Source organism: Neobacillus sp. SRL179 (assembly GCF_984799095.1).
In genome coordinates, this window is sequence record NZ_OZ481792.1 from 673,098 (window position 1) to 689,246 (window position 16,149).

Annotated in this window: 15 protein-coding genes and 1 riboswitch; of the genes, 6 read left to right on the top strand and 9 right to left on the bottom strand. The window is 38.8% G+C overall.

All coding sequences use genetic code 11. From position 1 onward, the window contains the following. The first annotated feature begins 16 nt into the window (after positions 1 to 16). From AC4E8C_RS03315 to AC4E8C_RS03330, 4 genes are all read left to right on the top strand, one after another. Positions 17 to 790: a MurR/RpiR family transcriptional regulator gene (locus AC4E8C_RS03315; protein WP_490210235.1), complete on the top strand. Its 774-nt coding sequence runs from the start codon at positions 17 to 19 to the stop codon at positions 788 to 790. Between the two features lie 127 nt (positions 791 to 917). Beyond that, positions 918 to 2,519 (top strand): PTS transporter subunit EIIC, encoded by a 1,602-nt coding sequence (locus tag AC4E8C_RS03320; RefSeq protein WP_490210236.1) that lies wholly within the window; start codon positions 918 to 920, stop codon positions 2,517 to 2,519. Between the two features lie 62 nt (positions 2,520 to 2,581). Next, positions 2,582 to 3,907 (top strand): 6-phospho-alpha-glucosidase, encoded by a 1,326-nt coding sequence (locus tag AC4E8C_RS03325; RefSeq protein WP_490210237.1) that lies wholly within the window; start codon positions 2,582 to 2,584, stop codon positions 3,905 to 3,907. An 86-nt stretch (positions 3,908 to 3,993) separates the two neighbouring features. Beyond that, positions 3,994 to 4,485 (top strand): PTS sugar transporter subunit IIA, encoded by a 492-nt coding sequence (locus AC4E8C_RS03330; RefSeq protein WP_490210238.1) that lies wholly within the window; start codon positions 3,994 to 3,996, stop codon positions 4,483 to 4,485. A gap of 235 nt (positions 4,486 to 4,720) precedes the next feature. On the opposite strand, the gene AC4E8C_RS03335 is transcribed toward AC4E8C_RS03330, so the two are convergent. From AC4E8C_RS03335 to AC4E8C_RS03350, 4 genes are all read right to left on the bottom strand, one after another. Then, positions 4,721 to 6,373 (bottom strand): M20/M25/M40 family metallo-hydrolase, encoded by a 1,653-nt coding sequence (locus AC4E8C_RS03335; RefSeq protein WP_490210240.1) that lies wholly within the window; start codon positions 6,371 to 6,373, stop codon positions 4,721 to 4,723. Positions 6,374 to 6,609: 236 nt separating this feature from the next. Next, positions 6,610 to 6,735: a hypothetical protein gene (locus AC4E8C_RS03340; RefSeq protein ID WP_490210241.1), complete on the bottom strand. Its 126-nt coding sequence runs from the start codon at positions 6,733 to 6,735 to the stop codon at positions 6,610 to 6,612. 64 nt (positions 6,736 to 6,799) lie between these two features. Then, complete coding sequence (locus AC4E8C_RS03345; protein ID WP_490210243.1) at positions 6,800 to 7,819, bottom strand: DUF3231 family protein; 1,020 nt, start codon at positions 7,817 to 7,819, stop codon at positions 6,800 to 6,802. 413 nt (positions 7,820 to 8,232) lie between these two features. After that, a complete protein-coding gene (locus AC4E8C_RS03350) occupies positions 8,233 to 9,108 on the bottom strand; it encodes a DMT family transporter (protein ID WP_490210244.1) in 876 nt (291 codons plus the stop codon). 400 nt (positions 9,109 to 9,508) lie between these two features. Between AC4E8C_RS03350 and AC4E8C_RS03355 the strand changes: the two genes are divergently transcribed. After that, positions 9,509 to 10,360 (top strand): hydrogenase small subunit, encoded by an 852-nt coding sequence (locus tag AC4E8C_RS03355; RefSeq protein WP_490210246.1) that lies wholly within the window; start codon positions 9,509 to 9,511, stop codon positions 10,358 to 10,360. 99 nt (positions 10,361 to 10,459) lie between these two features. On the opposite strand, the gene AC4E8C_RS03360 is transcribed toward AC4E8C_RS03355, so the two are convergent. Next, entirely contained in the window at positions 10,460 to 11,242 is a 783-nt protein-coding gene (locus AC4E8C_RS03360) for a CPBP family intramembrane glutamic endopeptidase (RefSeq protein ID WP_490210248.1), read from the bottom strand. 196 nt (positions 11,243 to 11,438) lie between these two features. On the opposite strand from AC4E8C_RS03360, the gene AC4E8C_RS03365 reads away from it, so the two are divergent. Next, complete coding sequence (locus tag AC4E8C_RS03365) at positions 11,439 to 12,002, top strand: NUDIX hydrolase (protein WP_490210250.1); 564 nt, start codon at positions 11,439 to 11,441, stop codon at positions 12,000 to 12,002. A 35-nt stretch (positions 12,003 to 12,037) separates the two neighbouring features. On the opposite strand, the gene AC4E8C_RS03370 is transcribed toward AC4E8C_RS03365, so the two are convergent. From AC4E8C_RS03370 to AC4E8C_RS03385, 4 genes are all read right to left on the bottom strand, one after another. Beyond that, on the bottom strand, positions 12,038 to 13,249 hold the full coding sequence (locus tag AC4E8C_RS03370) for a M20 family metallopeptidase (protein ID WP_490210251.1): 1,212 nt from the start codon (positions 13,247 to 13,249) through the stop codon (positions 12,038 to 12,040). 91 nt (positions 13,250 to 13,340) lie between these two features. Then, positions 13,341 to 14,183, bottom strand: a complete 843-nt coding sequence (locus AC4E8C_RS03375; protein ID WP_490210253.1) for a MetQ/NlpA family ABC transporter substrate-binding protein — start codon at positions 14,181 to 14,183, stop codon at positions 13,341 to 13,343. Between the two features lie 17 nt (positions 14,184 to 14,200). Further along, on the bottom strand, positions 14,201 to 14,851 hold the full coding sequence (locus AC4E8C_RS03380; protein WP_490210254.1) for a methionine ABC transporter permease: 651 nt from the start codon (positions 14,849 to 14,851) through the stop codon (positions 14,201 to 14,203). Continuing rightward, positions 14,841 to 15,872: a methionine ABC transporter ATP-binding protein gene (locus tag AC4E8C_RS03385; protein WP_490210256.1), complete on the bottom strand. Its 1,032-nt coding sequence runs from the start codon at positions 15,870 to 15,872 to the stop codon at positions 14,841 to 14,843. Before AC4E8C_RS03385 ends, AC4E8C_RS03380 begins: the two co-directional genes overlap by 11 nt. Before the next feature lie 136 nt (positions 15,873 to 16,008). Then, a riboswitch (SAM riboswitch) is annotated at positions 16,009 to 16,109 on the bottom strand. Positions 16,110 to 16,149: the final 40 nt, after the last annotated feature.

Here is a 16,149-nt window from a genome sequence, read left to right on the forward strand (position 1 = left end):
AGAGAGTGATGAAAATATGATTGATATCAGCAAAATTATTCAAGGTAAAAATTTAACAGAAGTAGAAGTTCAAATTGTCCAATATATAATTAATAACATCGATTCTGTCTTGGAAATGGGAGTCAGGAAAATAGCTAAGGAAAATTTCACCTCTCCTGCGACGGTGATACGCCTGTCAAAAAAATTAGGGTATGCCGGATTTGTTGATATGTATTATCAGCTCCTGCCTCTTGTCAAAAAAGCGGATGCATCACAAAGCAGCGCAATCAAAGATTTTTTGGAGATTAGGGAAAAGGATTTTTTTAACCATAATTCGGTGGAAGATGTTCAAACATTTATTAAGCAGGTACTTAACCTCCGTCAAAGCTATATTTTCATTTATGCCACAGGTTTTTCAGCTATTGCAGCTGAATACTTGTATAAAAAGTTATTGGTGTTAGGTAGGAAAACGATCTTTGCGAGTGGAACGGATTCAATTGGCATATTCGAAAATAATCTGGAAGATATCGGTGCCTTAGTCGTCATCTCAAAATCAGGTGAAACACAGCTGGTAATCGATAAATTGCAGGCAGCTAAGGAGCATAATATATTTACGGTGTCTTTCACAAAAGAAATAGATAATCGGATTGCGAGGCTTTCTGATTTAAATTTTAAAATCATCGATCATAATAAACTAGATGACCGAAACATGCTGCCGAATAGTTTTTTCCCTAGTCTAATGCTGATGTTTGAAGTTATCGTCAGGCAGTATGTTGAAACGTTAATCAATATAAAAGATAGGAACGTGTGAAACGTGTTTCAATATGTGAAACACGTTTTTTATCTTGCTGAATCTATCGACTATAAAACGGTTACATTGTATTCTAAACCTGTCGACGAAAGCGAATACAAAAACACATACAGGAGGGGAAGGCAAAATGAAAGCGAAAGTCATGGATGGCATGCAGCGCTTTTCAAAAGCGATGTTCATTCCGGTACTTATTTTGCCGATTGCTGGTATTTTAATTGCCCTGGGAAACTTATTAACGAATGTAAGATTATTGGAAGTTATCCCATTTTTAAATAATCCGATCACCACAGGATTCGGGACCATCTTAACCGGATCATTGGTTTCGATACTTGGTAATTTGGGACTCATTTTCTGTGTCGGGATCACAGTCGGTTTAGCCAATAAGGAAAAAGCGGTTGCTGGATTTACCGCGTTGTTAGGCTACCTAGTGTTTGTCAATGCGATGAATAAATTTATGCAGCTGAGCGGTGTTCTTTATGAGGGAGATACCTTGCAGGGAACCGGACAAACGCTTATCTTGGGAGTACAAATCTTGGACATGGGTGTGTTCCTAGGTTTAATTCTCGGAATTATCACTGCAATGGTTCATAACAAATTTATTGATACAGAATTTAATGGCGCGTTTCAAATTTACGGCGGCTCACGATTCGTCTTTATCGTCCTGATACCAGTCGTTGTGCTATTATCCATTGCTCTTACATTTATTTGGCCATATTTCCAAACTGGTATTAATAAGCTTGGAACACTGATTAATCACAGTGGAAGCTTCGGAATTTTCTTATACGGGGCATTAGAACGATTGTTAATTCCTACAGGATTGCACCACCTCATCTATACACCATTCTTATACACAGAATTGGGCGGTGCTGCTGAAGTTGGCGGCAAAGTATTTGAAGGGGCAAGAAATATTTATTATGCGGAAATTGCTGATCCAAGCGTAAAAGAGCTTTCTCCAAGTGTCGTTTGGGATGCGCGCGGGATTTCCAAAATGTTTGGCTTAATCGGTGCTTGTTTAGCAATGTACCACACTGCCAAGCCTGAAAACAAAGCAAAGGTAAAAGCGATTCTGATTCCTGCTGCTGTTACTTCCTTTATTGCAGGTGTCACTGAACCAATTGAATTCTCATTTATGTTCGTAGCACCATTGTTATTTGTGGTTCACGCATGTTTAAGCGGTTTAGCCATGGTGACATTCCATCTATTCGATGTACGAGCGATTGGTCCAAACGGTATGATTGACTTCTTACTGTTCAATCTGCCGCTCGGAATTCAAAAGACTCACTGGCCAATGTACATTTTAATCGGATTAATCTTCTTTGTGATTTATTACGTGGTCTTCCGCTTCTTGATAGTTAAATTCAACTTCAAAACAATTGGTAGAGAAGATGAAGGTAATGAGACGAAATTGTATTCGAAGAATGATTATAAAGCAAAGAAAAGTACAGGAACTGCTGAGGTGCCTGTGCCGCAGGGAAATGACGGAATTGCTCCTGTGATCGTCGATGCTTTAGGTGGAGCAAGCAATATTAATACAGTCACAAATTGTTATACACGACTTCGTTTAACTTTGGACCATCCTGAAAGGGTAAATGAAGATGTGTTGAAAAAACAAACAGGCGCCAGCGGAGTTATTATCAAAGATAAAAATGTTCAGGTTGTTTATGGCTTACAGGTGACAAACATTCGAAAAGCGGTAGACAACTACTTGGGATTAAGCACAAACGAATAAACATAAAAGATAGAAACCTATAAAAACAAAGAGAAAACAGATTATAGAAGGGAATGGAGAACATGAAGAAATTCTCAGTAGTAATTGCAGGCGGAGGAAGCACCTATACACCGGGTATTGTGATGATGCTATTGGATAATCTGGACCGTTTCCCGCTTCGGAAATTAAAATTATATGATAATGACAGAGAAAGACAAGCTGTTTTAGGGGAAGCACTGGATATTGTAATGAAAGAAAATGCACCTGATATTGAATACTCTTTTACAACTGATCCAGAGGAAGCATTCACCGATATCGACTTCTGTTTTGCCCATATTAGAACTGGAAAATATGAAATGCGCGAAAAAGACGAAAAGATTCCATTGAAGCATGGTGTCGTCGGCCAAGAAACGTGCGGTCCTGGTGGAATTGCCTATGGAATGAGAAGCATTGGTGACATGATCGAGTTGATTGACATTATGGAAAAATACTCACCTGATGCTTGGATGTTAAACTATTCCAATCCTGCAGCGATAGTAGCCGAAGCTTGCCGTGTTCTTCGTCCAAATTCAAAGGTATTGAATATTTGTGATATGCCTGTAGGCACACTTCGTAGAATATCTCATATCATTGGAAAAGAACCAAAGGATCTCGAAGTACGTTATTTCGGATTGAATCATTTTGGCTGGTGGACAAGTGTCAAAGATAAAGCGGGCAATGAATATCTTCCTCAAATCCGCGACTATGTGGCCGAAAACGGCTATCTTACTCAAAAAGAAGTAGATACCCAGCACACGGATGCAAGCTGGCAGGAAACACATAAAAAAGCAAAAGACCTAATAGCGGTCGACCCAAGATTCTTGCCAAATACGTATTTAAAATATTATTTATACCCTGATTACGTGGTGAAAACTTCTAATCCGGAATACACAAGGGCAAATGAAGTCATCGCTGGCAGAGAAAAGACAGTCTTTTCAACAGCAAGAACCATCATTGAAAATGGAACAGCAGAAGGCTGTGAATTTGAGATGGGTGCCCACGCCACTTTCGTAGTTGATCTTGCTCGTGCTATTGCCTTTAACACGCATGAAAGAATGTTATTAATTGTGGAGAATAATGGTACTATTGCTAACTTTGATAGGGATGCTATGGTAGAAGTTCCATGTATCGTTGGTTCCGATGGTCCAGAGCCATTAAGCCAAGGGGAAATTCCTGAATTCCAAAGAGCGTTAATGTACCAGCAGGTAACGGTTGAAAAATTAGTCGTACAAGCCTACATCGAAGGCAGCTACCAAAAATTGTGGCAGGCTTTAACACTATCTAAAACAGTACCTAGTGCAAAAGTAGCAAAAGAGATTTTGGATGATTTAATTGAAGCCAATAAAGAGTACTGGCCGGAATTAAACTAGTATTATAGTTGAACGAATGAAAAGGCGAAAAAGTGAAGAGCTTCTTCGCCTTTTCCTACTGAACTTACTAATGGGAGGTAAGCAAAATGTTTAAGAAGTTGTTTGGAAAAAAAGAGACATCGTTGACAATTATGTCTCCAATCACTGGAAAAGTGGTCAAAATTGAGGATGTTCCCGACCAGGTGTTTAGTCAAAAAATGATTGGAGACGGAATAGCGATTGAGCCTTCTGAAGGAATAGTTGTCGCTCCGATAGATGGAGAGATTGTACAAATTTTCCCCACAAACCATGCTGTCGGAATTCGTGGTAAAGATGGTTTAGAGATCTTGATTCATATCGGTATGGATACTGTTGCTATGGCAGGGGAAGGCTTCAAAGGCCATGTCGTACAAGGAGATCAAGTAACGGCTGGTGACAAGCTTGTTTCCTTCGACTTGAATTTGATAAGAGAAAAAGCCGAGAGTATCATCTCGCCAGTTGTGATTACAAACTTTGAGGCAATTGCATCTTTAACAAAAACAGAGGAAATTGCTGTAAACCGTGGTGAATCTGTTTTGTTGCAGGTTGAAATGAAATAGAAAATATCTCCCTCCCTGGAATATTAGAAGGGTAAAGAAGCCTGGCATATTTCATAATTACTCATATGGAGGTGGATTCTACACTTTTTAGATTTATTCTACAAATCATCACGACGAATTCTACAATTCAAAAATTTATTCTACAAATATCAAGACGAATTCTACAATGCAAATATAGACCAAATGAAAAAGTTATAGCTAAAAAGCCTGTAGACAAGTCTACAGGCTTTTTGGTTCAATTATTTAATAGTTTTTGAATTACGAGGTTTGTTAGATTTGGTACTATTTCAAATGAGTAGGTCATTTCCATTCTTTCAAGTTTTTTGTGGGCATCTACTCCATAAGGTCCGATATTAATTACTGGCACATTGATATCGCGAATGTCTTGATAGTCTACAAAGAGTTTGGTACCCCAGCCAGGGTTATTGTTCGATTCGGCATTAATACCGGCTTCATCATCACTAAGAGCAACAAAGCTCATATCAGAAATATAAGGGAAAAAGTTACGTGTCACAATCGGATAATGGTAGTATGGTTGGAGTTCTTCCACTGCTTCATCCAATGAAGTAATTAAAGCAAGCTCGTCAGTTGTTTTCCCTGTTAATTCAATTCGTGGAGAGTACAGGGATGAGTAAAACAAAATAATGGCTGGATTTTTATCCTTCATCCATTTCCAAGCTTCCTCTACCACTCTTGCCGCGAACATACGCGTATCTAGTTCGGGATTTTTTAGAAGCTCTTCTTTAAATTGACTCATATGTGCCGTAAACGATTCGCCGTTTTCATTGATCAATAATCGTTCCATTTCCTCGTACGTCATCACTCTAGGTTTCCAAGGGTGCTGTACATAGGGTTCGCCGCTTAATATGCTGTATTGTTGATACCTTTCTTCGAAGGAAGTCAGGGCATTAGTAAAAGCGATCATAGCTTGTTCCCTTAATTTTTCAAGCACGTCCTTTGGAGACCAAGAATGAATAAAGAAATTGTAATAAACATAGGCAGCTAAGGCAGTTTGAACGGTATAAGACGGTTTCAAATCTGTTTGTTTTAATGAAACGGGGGGCACGGTCGTCTCACCAAACGCTTCGTTACAAAGCTCCGGATTGTAATTAATTTGCCTGGTCAGCTCCGCTGCGATAAAGTTTGGATCGAGTCCCTCGAAGGCGGATCCTACATGCGTTTCTGCTCCAGTAATAAAGAATGATGGCAGCAGCTTTCCGACGGTCCCTTTGTAGATATAGCGATTTTCGTCGCCTTCATATCTTGGTGAAACGAAATCCGCATTAATAGCGGCTACATAGTCAAAACCATGTTCTCTTCTCCAGCGTTTCAATGTTTTTAAAGCTGAAAGAACACCGTGTGAACTGTCCTCCTCGTCACATTCCGATAAGAGAACAATGTTTCCATCTAATTCTTCAGGATGTTCAGAATAATAGTTTAAGAGATATAAGTGACTGGCAACCCCGCTTTTCATATCAAGGATGCCGCGGCCAAATAACCAATCCCCCGAATCTAAATGTTCTTTAGCCCCAGCTGGCAGCTGTTCGTCTTTTAGTGATTCCATAAGCTCATCTGGGAAGCAAGCCTGGTCTTTTAAATGGTTAAAATCATCAATCCCAACCGTGTCAATATGCCCCATCAGGATCACCGTGCGATTGCTATTTCCCTTTGTTCCTTTAACAAAAGCAAGGACATTATAGCGCTCTTGATTATCGTTGAGCGTTTGTTCTAAAACTATGCGGCTGGGGTTTTGTGAAAAATAGGGCATAGAGGAAATCATAGAATATAAAGACTGAGCAATGACCTTTTCGCCATTGGTATTAACGACACTTTCAATGTTTACGAGCTGTTTCGTGAATGCCAGCACATCCTCACGACATTGCAACATACGCCTGACCTTCTTTTCTAATAAATTAGTATTTTTAAAAAATGTATCTCAAGAAGATAAAACCCGTCAAGTCTTTTAATTTGGATAAAAATTCAGCGTATCATAAGTAATTGAGGTACTAAAATTTACAAAGGGCACCATATTAAATTTATGATAATACAAGGGTGGTCATTAAAGTTAAACTTAATGACCACCCTCATTAGTTACGAATGTGGAATTAGACAATTTTGAGAAACTTATAAACTTAAGTTACCGGCTGCACTTAATAAGTAATTCAGTCTTTGTTTGTATACTTTCATTAAAAAGCTTACCTTAATCATTAAGGTAATAATAGTTTTAACAAAGATGGTAAGTGCACTCAAAGTGTATCCCTCCACATTGAAATTAGTGTTCGGAAACCGACACTATGTCTAATTTTAGCTAAAGTTAATCACTATATTCATTTCCTTTGATGAGCTGGGAGCGGTCCTCCATTTGTGGGGGTTGTTCGAACCAGCCATGTTTAATCTTAATTTCAATTCCTTCTTGAGCATAGAAATAGATATCCTTTGCTATTAACAACGATTTCATCACCAAATCATTTCTTAAACTAAAAAATGTACCGGTTCCAGAGCCAACAATTGAAAAGCCATTTAGGATGTAGATACAATGCATCATTAACCGGTCAGAAAAAGGCGGCACTGTAGATGAAGTTACCGTAGCTCCTGATGTAGCGGAAAGTTGAACATCGGCTTCTAGAAGTAACTCTTCCATTATTTTAATTTGCTTCTTTGCAAGTTCTTTCCCTTTGATAAAATATTGTTTCACATCCTTGTTTTGGGCACATTGTGCAAAACCTGTAATAAGCTGCATTCCAATATTATTTGCTTCCAGGTTGTGATGAAGAATCCCAACTTCAAGGTCAGTTAGAGCCCTTTTATCGCCAGAGAGTCTATAACCCTCCATAAACTTTTTACTAGTAATAAATTCATTTTTTTTAGGCATGGTCACTTTTGGAGGCAACGCAAGAATCCCCTTATCAAGTAAATAAAGGGTCGAGAGCTTATAGATTTTTTGAGTAACAGTTGTCAGCCCCTCATAGATCGCCATTACCTTTTTATTGTAGGTCATATTCATACTTAGGGTGTACAGCCCCATACTTATTTCCTTTAATATACGAACAAACATGATATCAAATCCATTGTCATATAACTTAGGAGCCTTTAAATTCACATCATCAGATGTAAAACCAATAGGTATAACCATCCCTTGTTCGGAAAAGATTTCTTCAATCTCTTTTACATAAAAGTTGAGCTCCTGCCACAAGCTTCCTAAAAGATTTCTTGCCTCGGTATCTTCAGTCTTTTCGATAAAGTATTCTAAAAATCTCATAATTAAGGTCTTTTCTTGGTATGTTTGCCAAAGAGACCCTACTTCAGATACGTTAATAGGATTTGTTAAGACCATTTCTAAACCTCCGGATAAATTTAAATATCTAAATAAACGAATATGTATTTATTTCTAGAATATCCGAATTAATGGCAAAGCATTCTCCATAAAGAGGTCAACAGGAATGGGTGTGTCTCTGAAAGGAAAAAATGACATTGAAATTGAAGAAGTGCTTGAAGTTCATTTACTTGAGGCTGTGGCAGAGTTTAAGAGGCGAAGCCCAATTAGCTTAAATTTAGGGCTAATATAGGCTTCCATTATCCCAATATTAAAATGCTTTGTTGAAGATTAAAATTATAGGAAGAATTTCTTGTATTAACATTTTGTAGGAGTAGTATTTTCCTATATAGAGCGAAGAATATAGGTTAGCAATGTAAATGCTGTTACACAAGTAAAACCCCTTCAAATACATTGAAGGGGTACTCTTAATACTATTTTTTCTCCATCATAACGAATAAAACACCCATAAGAATTAGGATGGAACCTATCCAAAACATTACACCTATACTCTCTCCTAGAATAAGCCAACCGAGTAAAGTCCCAACCACAGGTTGAAAGAAGAAAAAGATCCCCCCACTTGAGGCGTTAAGCATTTGTAAACCGCGATTCCAAAGTAAAAATCCACATGCTGTTGATATAATCCCCAAATACAAGACTCCTCCCCAAATAGTCGGATGAGTCAATGGGGAGAGGTTCATTTCATGTAATCGTGGCAAAACAAAGGGGGTCAACACGATTAGAGCCACCAATATGGAATAGGTGGTCACCACAATTTGTGAATAATCACTCGGCACGCGCTTTATAAGTACAGACATAAGTGCCCATGTTAAAGCAGCAATAACAAGTGAAATCCCACCCAGTCTACTGGACAAATTCACATCACCGACTCCAACAATGAGAATAACGCCAATGGTCGCTAAACAAACGGAGAGTACTTTTTTTAACGTCAACTGTTCTTTAAGAAGCAGGCGAGCAAAGATCACCATAAAGGCTGGTGTGGAAGAAGTTATAATAGCTCCCATTTGTGCTGTAGATAGCATTGTACCAGTTTCTTGGGTAACAATTGAAATGGCGTTACCGATTATTCCAATGGATATGATTAGTAAGATATGACGTTTATCGATTTTCCATTTCTGCCGTGTTAAGAAGCCAATAACTAGAAGTACGACAATAGCGACTAAATAACGCATCCATACAAGTTCAAGCGGCGGTATGACTGGCACGACAACCTTAACAACAACGTACATGCCACCCCAAATACTGGCGGCCAAAGTTAGATAAATAGAACCTAATAAGGTGTTTTTCATTTTTATATACCCTCCGTCTTTTAAATAGTTCAAAATGTCCCTAACGGAGAGATGTAGCCACCTTCACTCCATTAAGAGAAGTGTGCTACTGGTACATCATTTTCAAATAAGGGAGTCCTATACATGTTACTATCACCTCTAGTCCAATTTAATAACAAATATCTGTAATTATTGTAGCAGAATATTATGAATTTTTATATTTTAAATGGGTTAAGTGGGACCATATTCCAATTTCTAGTTTCATATTTTCGTTGATAGTATTATCATAAGAGTAACGTAGAGTTTAGAACGGAATATCTAAATATCACAGCTATCTACGATACTGAGTAGTTTGTTATGTGAAATACTGAACAATATGAAGTAGCATTTCATTCTTTATTCTTAAAGGAAGAAGGAAAACATGATGGCGAATTATAATTGGTTAGAAACGTTACATGTAACAGAAGAAATGATTACAAAAACGGATCATCGACTTCCCGTCATATGGATAAGTGCATTAGATTGCACAGGTTGTAAAGAAGCTTTTACTCGTTCCACTGAACCAACTACATTGGATACGATTCTGAATTTTATTTCGTTAGAATACAGTGAGCTGCTCTCTGTGGCGAGTGGTTTTCAGGCTGAGAGCCATAAAGACTCAATTTTTGAAAAGTATAGTGGGGAATATGTTCTTGTTGTTGAAGGGAGTATTCCTTGCAGTGATGAATTTCTGATGATTGCAGGTAAATCTGTAAGGGATGAAATTGTTCATGCTGCTAGAAATGCGAAAGCAGTTATTGCCATGGGAAGCTGTTCCGCTTGGGGAGGAATACCGGCTGCAGGCAGTAATCCAACAAATTCTGTTGAGATAAGAAAAGTCGTTCCCGAAGATAAACCTTTGGCAATTGTACCAGGCTGTCCGCCCATACCTGAGGTAATCATTGGAACGCTTTTACATGTGCATTTTCATGGAGAGCTCCCAGAGCTTGACAAAAAACTTCGGCCCAAAGCTTTCTATCAGAAAACTGTCCATATGACATGTCACCGAAAGCCCTTTTTTGATCAAAAACTATTTGCGTACTCTTACGATGACGAAGGCGCTAAGGCAGGGTATTGCTTGTTTAAATTAGGATGTAAGGGCACACTAGCATTTAATGCATGTGAATCGATTGGTTACGACCGTTGTATTGCTGCCGGTTTCTGCTGTATGGGCTGCTCTGAAAAAGGCTTCTGGGATAAAGGTGGATTTTGCAGCAGCAATAGGAAAAAGTAAATATTAAGACCATATGGATACTTTCCTAAGGGTTTCTTGGCGAACAGTGAAAGTAACTGCTCGCCTTTTATTAAATAGGAAGCAAAACAGGATCCGAATCTATTTATTTATTTTTAAATGCCTCCGAACTAAATAGAGAAATAGAAACATGAGAAGTGGCAAGATATAGCCAATTAGTTCTATATAAACAGGCGGATTCGGATGGTCAGCAGTTACAAATATTCCTCCATCTTTACTCCCTAACATTCCATTGAAAATTCCATAACATACATTTAAGCCCCAATGGATACCTGTGTCTGCCCATATCGATTGTGTACGATAAAAGGCATAAGTTAACGATAAACCCAAAACAAGAGAAAACAATAGATTAGAAAAGCTAAAGCCTTCATTCCAACTATCATCCAGTGCATACAATAGGATGGATATCATAAAAATCCATTTTTTATTCAGTCTATCTTTTAGATGACCAAATACGTATCCTCTAACGATAATGTCATTTAAAAAGGAACCGATAAAAAATGAAAAAAAGACAAAGAAGAATAATATCAATGATTCCGTTACATTTTTCACTTCAACAATTTCAAATCCATTTAAAAAATAGACAATCATATACTTTAGTAACCAAAAAGAAAAACCAATGCTAAATCCTATTATCACATTTTTCTTCCATTTTTGATGGAACACAATACCAATTCTTTTATAGGTATGTAACTTTGTTCCTTTGAGAATCAGTTTTAATAGCGGGAAAAATAAAATAACAAGCAGCAGCTGGAGGACAATATTACTTGCCTTGGCAATAAAGACATTTAAATAAATGTCCAGCAAAAAATATCCTAAAATTACAACAAAATAATAATAATTACCCTTCTTTAAAAAAAACATGTTCTCCTCCTGAAACTTTTGAAGTAAGACTATATCTTTATTTTACAGAAAAATTTTGAACTATTGTTATTTTTTGTAACTAAATTTTTCATCCTCTATGGGTACTTGTGATAAGACAAGGCAAATTAAATAGGGTTCAGCCACTAGTTGTTATATAATAAAGAATATTTTTAATAGATCAAAGGAGATAACTGCCATGGATTTGAGAGATCAAATCATTCATTATGTTCCATACAATGCTCAAGAAGCTAAAGACCAAGAGGTAATCTTACGATATATGGACACATTTGATAACTTATTAACGAGAGAAAATGAATTTGCTCATTTTACTTCCTCGTCGTGGGTTGTCAATCATAGCCGTACGAAAGTGTTAATGGCCTATCATAATATTTACCAATCCTGGTCATGGGTTGGCGGTCATGCTGATGGTGATGCGGACTTACTGCATGTGGCCATGAAGGAGACGGAAGAGGAAACCGGATTGACTAATATTACGCCTGTATCGAAAGAAATTTATTCGGTGGAAATTTTAGGAGTTCCTGCTCACGTAAAAAAAGGAAAACACGTGGCTACCCATGTGCATTTGAATCTAACTTATTTAATAGAAGCAGATGAAGATGAAGAGACACACATCAAACCTGATGAAAATAGTGCTATTAAATGGATGGGTCTTCAAGAAGCAATAGAAGCGAGTACAGAGCCCGAAATGAAAGTGGTATATCAGAAGTTGAATGAAAAACTAAAGCTAAACGATTATTAATAAGAAAAAGAGATGCGAAATGGCACCTCTTTTTCTTATTTTGCCTCTAGGGCTTTTCTTTCCTTAAATTCGGTTTTAATTTTTGCCAATGTATCCGCGTCTGTTAAAAGGTGTAAGGCAGTTAATGCCAATGCTTTTGCCCCAGTGAGCAGTCCGTGGTCGCCTGTTGGAGAAGCGGCTGCTTCTTTGAAAGGGACGGTATGTGGGACAATTTCGTCTGCACCAATTTTAATATAAGGATGGATGGTCGGAACCACTTGACTGATATTCCCGGCATCTGTGGAGCCAATACCTTTGTCATCCACCGCAATCGTTTCGCCCAATTCTTCGACGACTTTCTTAAATACAGAATCAAAACGTTTATTTAATACAAGATTATCGACTTCATTTTGAAAAGCGATGATGTTGACCTTTGCGCCTGTGGCTAAAGCGGCTGCTTCGGCTACAGCTTTCACCTTACGTGTGACTTCATTTAATCTTGTTCTCGTAGCAGCTCGAATATAGAATCTAGCTTTAGCATATTCAGGGATAATATTCGGTGCATCACCGCCATGTGTGATAATGCCGTGGATACGGACATCATCTTGGAGCTGCTGTCTTAAAGCATTGATGCCATTAAAAAGCTGAATAACAGCATCTAAGGCATTAATTCCTTCATGAGGAGAAGCTGCCGCATGGGCCGGTTTTCCAATGTACTCAAAGTCGAGCGGGTCAACCGCAAGCGATGTACTCGTCAGTCTGGTTTGGCCGTGAGGATGAACCATAAGTGCGGCGTCAATTCCTTCTACTAATCCATGTTTGACAAAGCTCCCTTTTGCACTGCCGTTTGGACCGCCTTCTTCAGCGGGTGTACCGAAAACAACCGCTTCGCCGCCGGTTTCTTCTAACACTTTACTTAAGGCAATCGCTGCTGCGACACTGGTTGTTCCAATAATATTATGGCCGCATCCATGTCCCAATCCTGGGAGGGCATCATATTCGGCAAGGAATGCGATGGAAGGACCTGGCTTGGAGGATTTTTTCCGAGCAACAAATGAAGTTTCATGTCCGGCAACAGCCTTTTCAACCTCAAATCCTTCGCTTTCAAGAATGTCCGTTAATAAGCCGGATGCAAAAAATTCCTCATTGCCGATTTCCGGCTTTTCATGAATTTGGTGGCTTGTGGAAAGGTAACGCTCTTTATTGCTTTCTACATTAGTAATAATGGTTTCTTTTAATGCTGTGAATGATGGCACTGATACGGTCATGTTGTCTCTCCTCCATTTTTAAAGAGGTTCCTGCTGCTTGAGCAAAAACCTCTTAAGATTGTTAGTTAGTAGTTTTAAAAGTATGATCATCCTACCAACCGATATTTTTTAAAGGAACAAAAGTCGGGATTAAATTCCCATCGTATTCTTTTTCAATAAATTTCGCTGTGTCCTCTTCTTGGAAAAGTTCTGCAATTCGCTTAAGGGTCTTGTTGTTTTTGTCTTTTTTATTTACAGCAATAATATTAATGTATGGTGTAGCTGTTTCACTTTCATGGAAAATGGCATCTTTTAAAGGCTTAAGACCGGCATCATTTGCAACACCATTATTGATAACAGAAGCGGCTACGTCTGGTAATACGCGCGGCGTTTGGGCCGGAACCACTGGAACGAATTTAATATTTTTTGGATTTTCTTTCACTTGGTCAAGTGAGCCATTTGGATCAAAGTCTTTAGGTAACTTAATTAGGCCAGCTTCTTGAAGAAGCAGTAATGCACGGCCTTGGTTAGATGCGTCATTTGGTACAGCAATTTTGGCACCATCCGGAATATCCTTTACATCTTTATATTTGTCAGAGTAGATCCCCATTGGAGCAAGAACCGTTGTGGCAATTGGTACAAGATCGAGTTTATGTTCTTTAATGAAGACATCGAAATATGCCACTGTCTGGAATGCATTCGCATCAAGCTCACCTTCAGCAAGAGCGGTGTTTGGAGCAACATAATCAGAGAATTTTACAATTTCAATATTGATGCCCTCTTTCTTTGCTTTCTTGGCTACATAATCCCACTGGCGCGTATCCGTTCCACTAATCCCAAGCTTGACCGTTACGGACTCTTTACCAGAAGCTGCTTTATCTTTTGATTGACTAGAGCATCCAGCCCCCAATACGGCTAATGCAACAATAATAATGGTGAATAAAAATTTTTTCATGTTGTTTTCCTCCTACGTTATCTACGTCTTAATTTCTTTGCTGCTATATTGCCTAATGACTGTAATCCTTGAACAATCACAATCAGAATGACTACGGTTATAATCATCGTGATCGTATCAAAACGCTGGTAACCATATGTAATCGCTAGATCACCGATTCCGCCGCCACCGACTGTGCCAGCCATGGCGGTGGCACCGACTAGCCCGATGGTCGCAATGGTAAGCGCGAGAACGAGGGAACCGAGTGCCTCTGGAACAAGAAACTTCGTAATAATTTGCCACGGGGTTGCACCCATGGCCTCAGCTGCTTCAATGACACCAGGATCAACTTCTAACAAGCAATTCTCTACTAATCTTGCAATGTAAGGACCTGCATAGAAGACGAGCGGTACAATGGCGGCCGCCGTTCCGATGGACGTATGGACAATAAAGCGTGTAATCGGAATGATCGCCACTAATAGAATAATGAACGGAACTGAGCGAAAAATATTAATAATCCCACTTAAGATCGTGAAAAACGGGATATTCTCAAGAATGTGGCCCTTCCTCGTGACAACTAGTAAAATTCCAAGCGGTAATCCAAGAATGGCGGAAAATACTAGCGAGAAGGCAACCATCTGAATGGTTTCCATTAAAGCTGTAATGATTTGATCTGAACTAACTAGCATGTGCAATCACTTCCTTCACACTGATGTTCTTCTCGTTGATATAGGTTAGTGCCCGAATGACTTCGTTGTCATCCCCCTGGAACTCTACGATTAAGTTTCCAAATGGGGTACCTTGAAGTTCGGTAATGTTGCCAAACAAAACATTGATATGGATATCAAATTGCTTCGCAAGCTCGGAAAGCAGCGGCTGGCCGGCAGAATTGCCGACAAAATTGATACGAAAAACCTTGTTCATTCCTTCATGTTTTTCAATGACTTTTAGGATTGAATCTGGCAGCTGGTCGTTCATGACAGTGCTGACAAAGTTCTTGGCTGTTTGTGTCTTTGGTGCTGAGAAGACGTCAAATACTGTCCCCTCTTCAATAATTTTTCCCGCTTCAATCACTGCGACTCGGTCGCAGATTTCTCTGATTACCGCCATTTCGTGCGTGATGAGGAGAATCGTAATGTTGTATTCCTGATTAATTTTCTTCAAAAGCTGAAGAATTGAACTCGTGGTTTGCGGGTCGAGAGCTGATGTAGCTTCATCACAAAGGAGAATAGATGGCTGGGTTGCCAGTGCCCTAGCAATCCCAATTCTTTGCTTTTGTCCTCCGGAAAGCTGGTCAGGATAATAGTCGGCTTTATCAGCCAAGCCAACAAATTCTAATAATTCCTGAACCCGTTTTTTGATGATTTCCTTTGGCTGCTTTTCAAGCACGAGGGGCATTGCCACGTTTGCAAAGACTGTTTTAGAGTTTAATAGGTTAAAATGTTGGAAGACCATCCCGATGTTTTTCTTAATCTTCCGCACTTCTTTTACGGAAAGAGATGTGAGGTCATGACCATCGACAATCACATTACCTGAAGTCGGACGCTCTAGTAAGTTTACACAGCGGATAAGTGAGCTTTTCCCCGCACCACTGAATCCAATGACCCCAAATATCTCCCCTTTATTAATTTTTAAATCAATTCCATTCAACGCGGCAACTTGTTGGCCGTTGCTTTTGTAAATCTTTTTAAGATTCTGAAATTCGATCATGCTGTAATCTCCTTTGAGGGAAGTATCCCTTTATGTAAAACTTCAAGCAGGGAGTGAAAACCAATATTATTCAACAAATAATAAAAGCCCTCTTCAGACATAAGAAGAGGGCGAATTTAAATAACTGGAGATCCTCTTCTTATCTTTCAAGTACACTTGCTGGAATTGGCACAGAATCAATATGATTCCGCTGCCGAGGCTTCAAAGGGCCAGTCCCTCCACCTCTCTGGATAAGAAAATTTATAATTTATTCACTTTTTTAAGTAATTTAACTTGT

Bases quoted from the DNA above. Each gene is read 5' to 3' on its own strand.
- AC4E8C_RS03380 (WP_490210254.1), bottom strand. From the start codon at position 14,851: ATGCTAGTTAGTTCAGATCAAATCATTACAGCTTTAATGGAAACCATT.
- AC4E8C_RS03325 (WP_490210237.1), top strand. From the start codon at position 2,582: ATGAAGAAATTCTCAGTAGTAATTGCAGGCGGAGGAAGCACCTATACA.
- AC4E8C_RS03315 (WP_490210235.1), top strand. From the start codon at position 17: ATGATTGATATCAGCAAAATTATTCAAGGTAAAAATTTAACAGAAGTA.
- AC4E8C_RS03320 (WP_490210236.1), top strand. From the start codon at position 918: ATGAAAGCGAAAGTCATGGATGGCATGCAGCGCTTTTCAAAAGCGATG.
- AC4E8C_RS03375 (WP_490210253.1), bottom strand. From the start codon at position 14,183: ATGAAAAAATTTTTATTCACCATTATTATTGTTGCATTAGCCGTATTG.
- AC4E8C_RS03330 (WP_490210238.1), top strand. From the start codon at position 3,994: ATGTTTAAGAAGTTGTTTGGAAAAAAAGAGACATCGTTGACAATTATG.
- AC4E8C_RS03360 (WP_490210248.1), bottom strand. From the start codon at position 11,242: ATGTTTTTTTTAAAGAAGGGTAATTATTATTATTTTGTTGTAATTTTA.
- AC4E8C_RS03370 (WP_490210251.1), bottom strand. From the start codon at position 13,249: ATGACCGTATCAGTGCCATCATTCACAGCATTAAAAGAAACCATTATT.
- AC4E8C_RS03345 (WP_490210243.1), bottom strand. From the start codon at position 7,819: ATGGTCTTAACAAATCCTATTAACGTATCTGAAGTAGGGTCTCTTTGG.
- AC4E8C_RS03365 (WP_490210250.1), top strand. From the start codon at position 11,439: ATGGATTTGAGAGATCAAATCATTCATTATGTTCCATACAATGCTCAA.
- AC4E8C_RS03355 (WP_490210246.1), top strand. From the start codon at position 9,509: ATGATGGCGAATTATAATTGGTTAGAAACGTTACATGTAACAGAAGAA.
- AC4E8C_RS03385 (WP_490210256.1), bottom strand. From the start codon at position 15,872: ATGATCGAATTTCAGAATCTTAAAAAGATTTACAAAAGCAACGGCCAA.
- AC4E8C_RS03350 (WP_490210244.1), bottom strand. From the start codon at position 9,108: ATGAAAAACACCTTATTAGGTTCTATTTATCTAACTTTGGCCGCCAGT.
- AC4E8C_RS03335 (WP_490210240.1), bottom strand. From the start codon at position 6,373: ATGTTGCAATGTCGTGAGGATGTGCTGGCATTCACGAAACAGCTCGTA.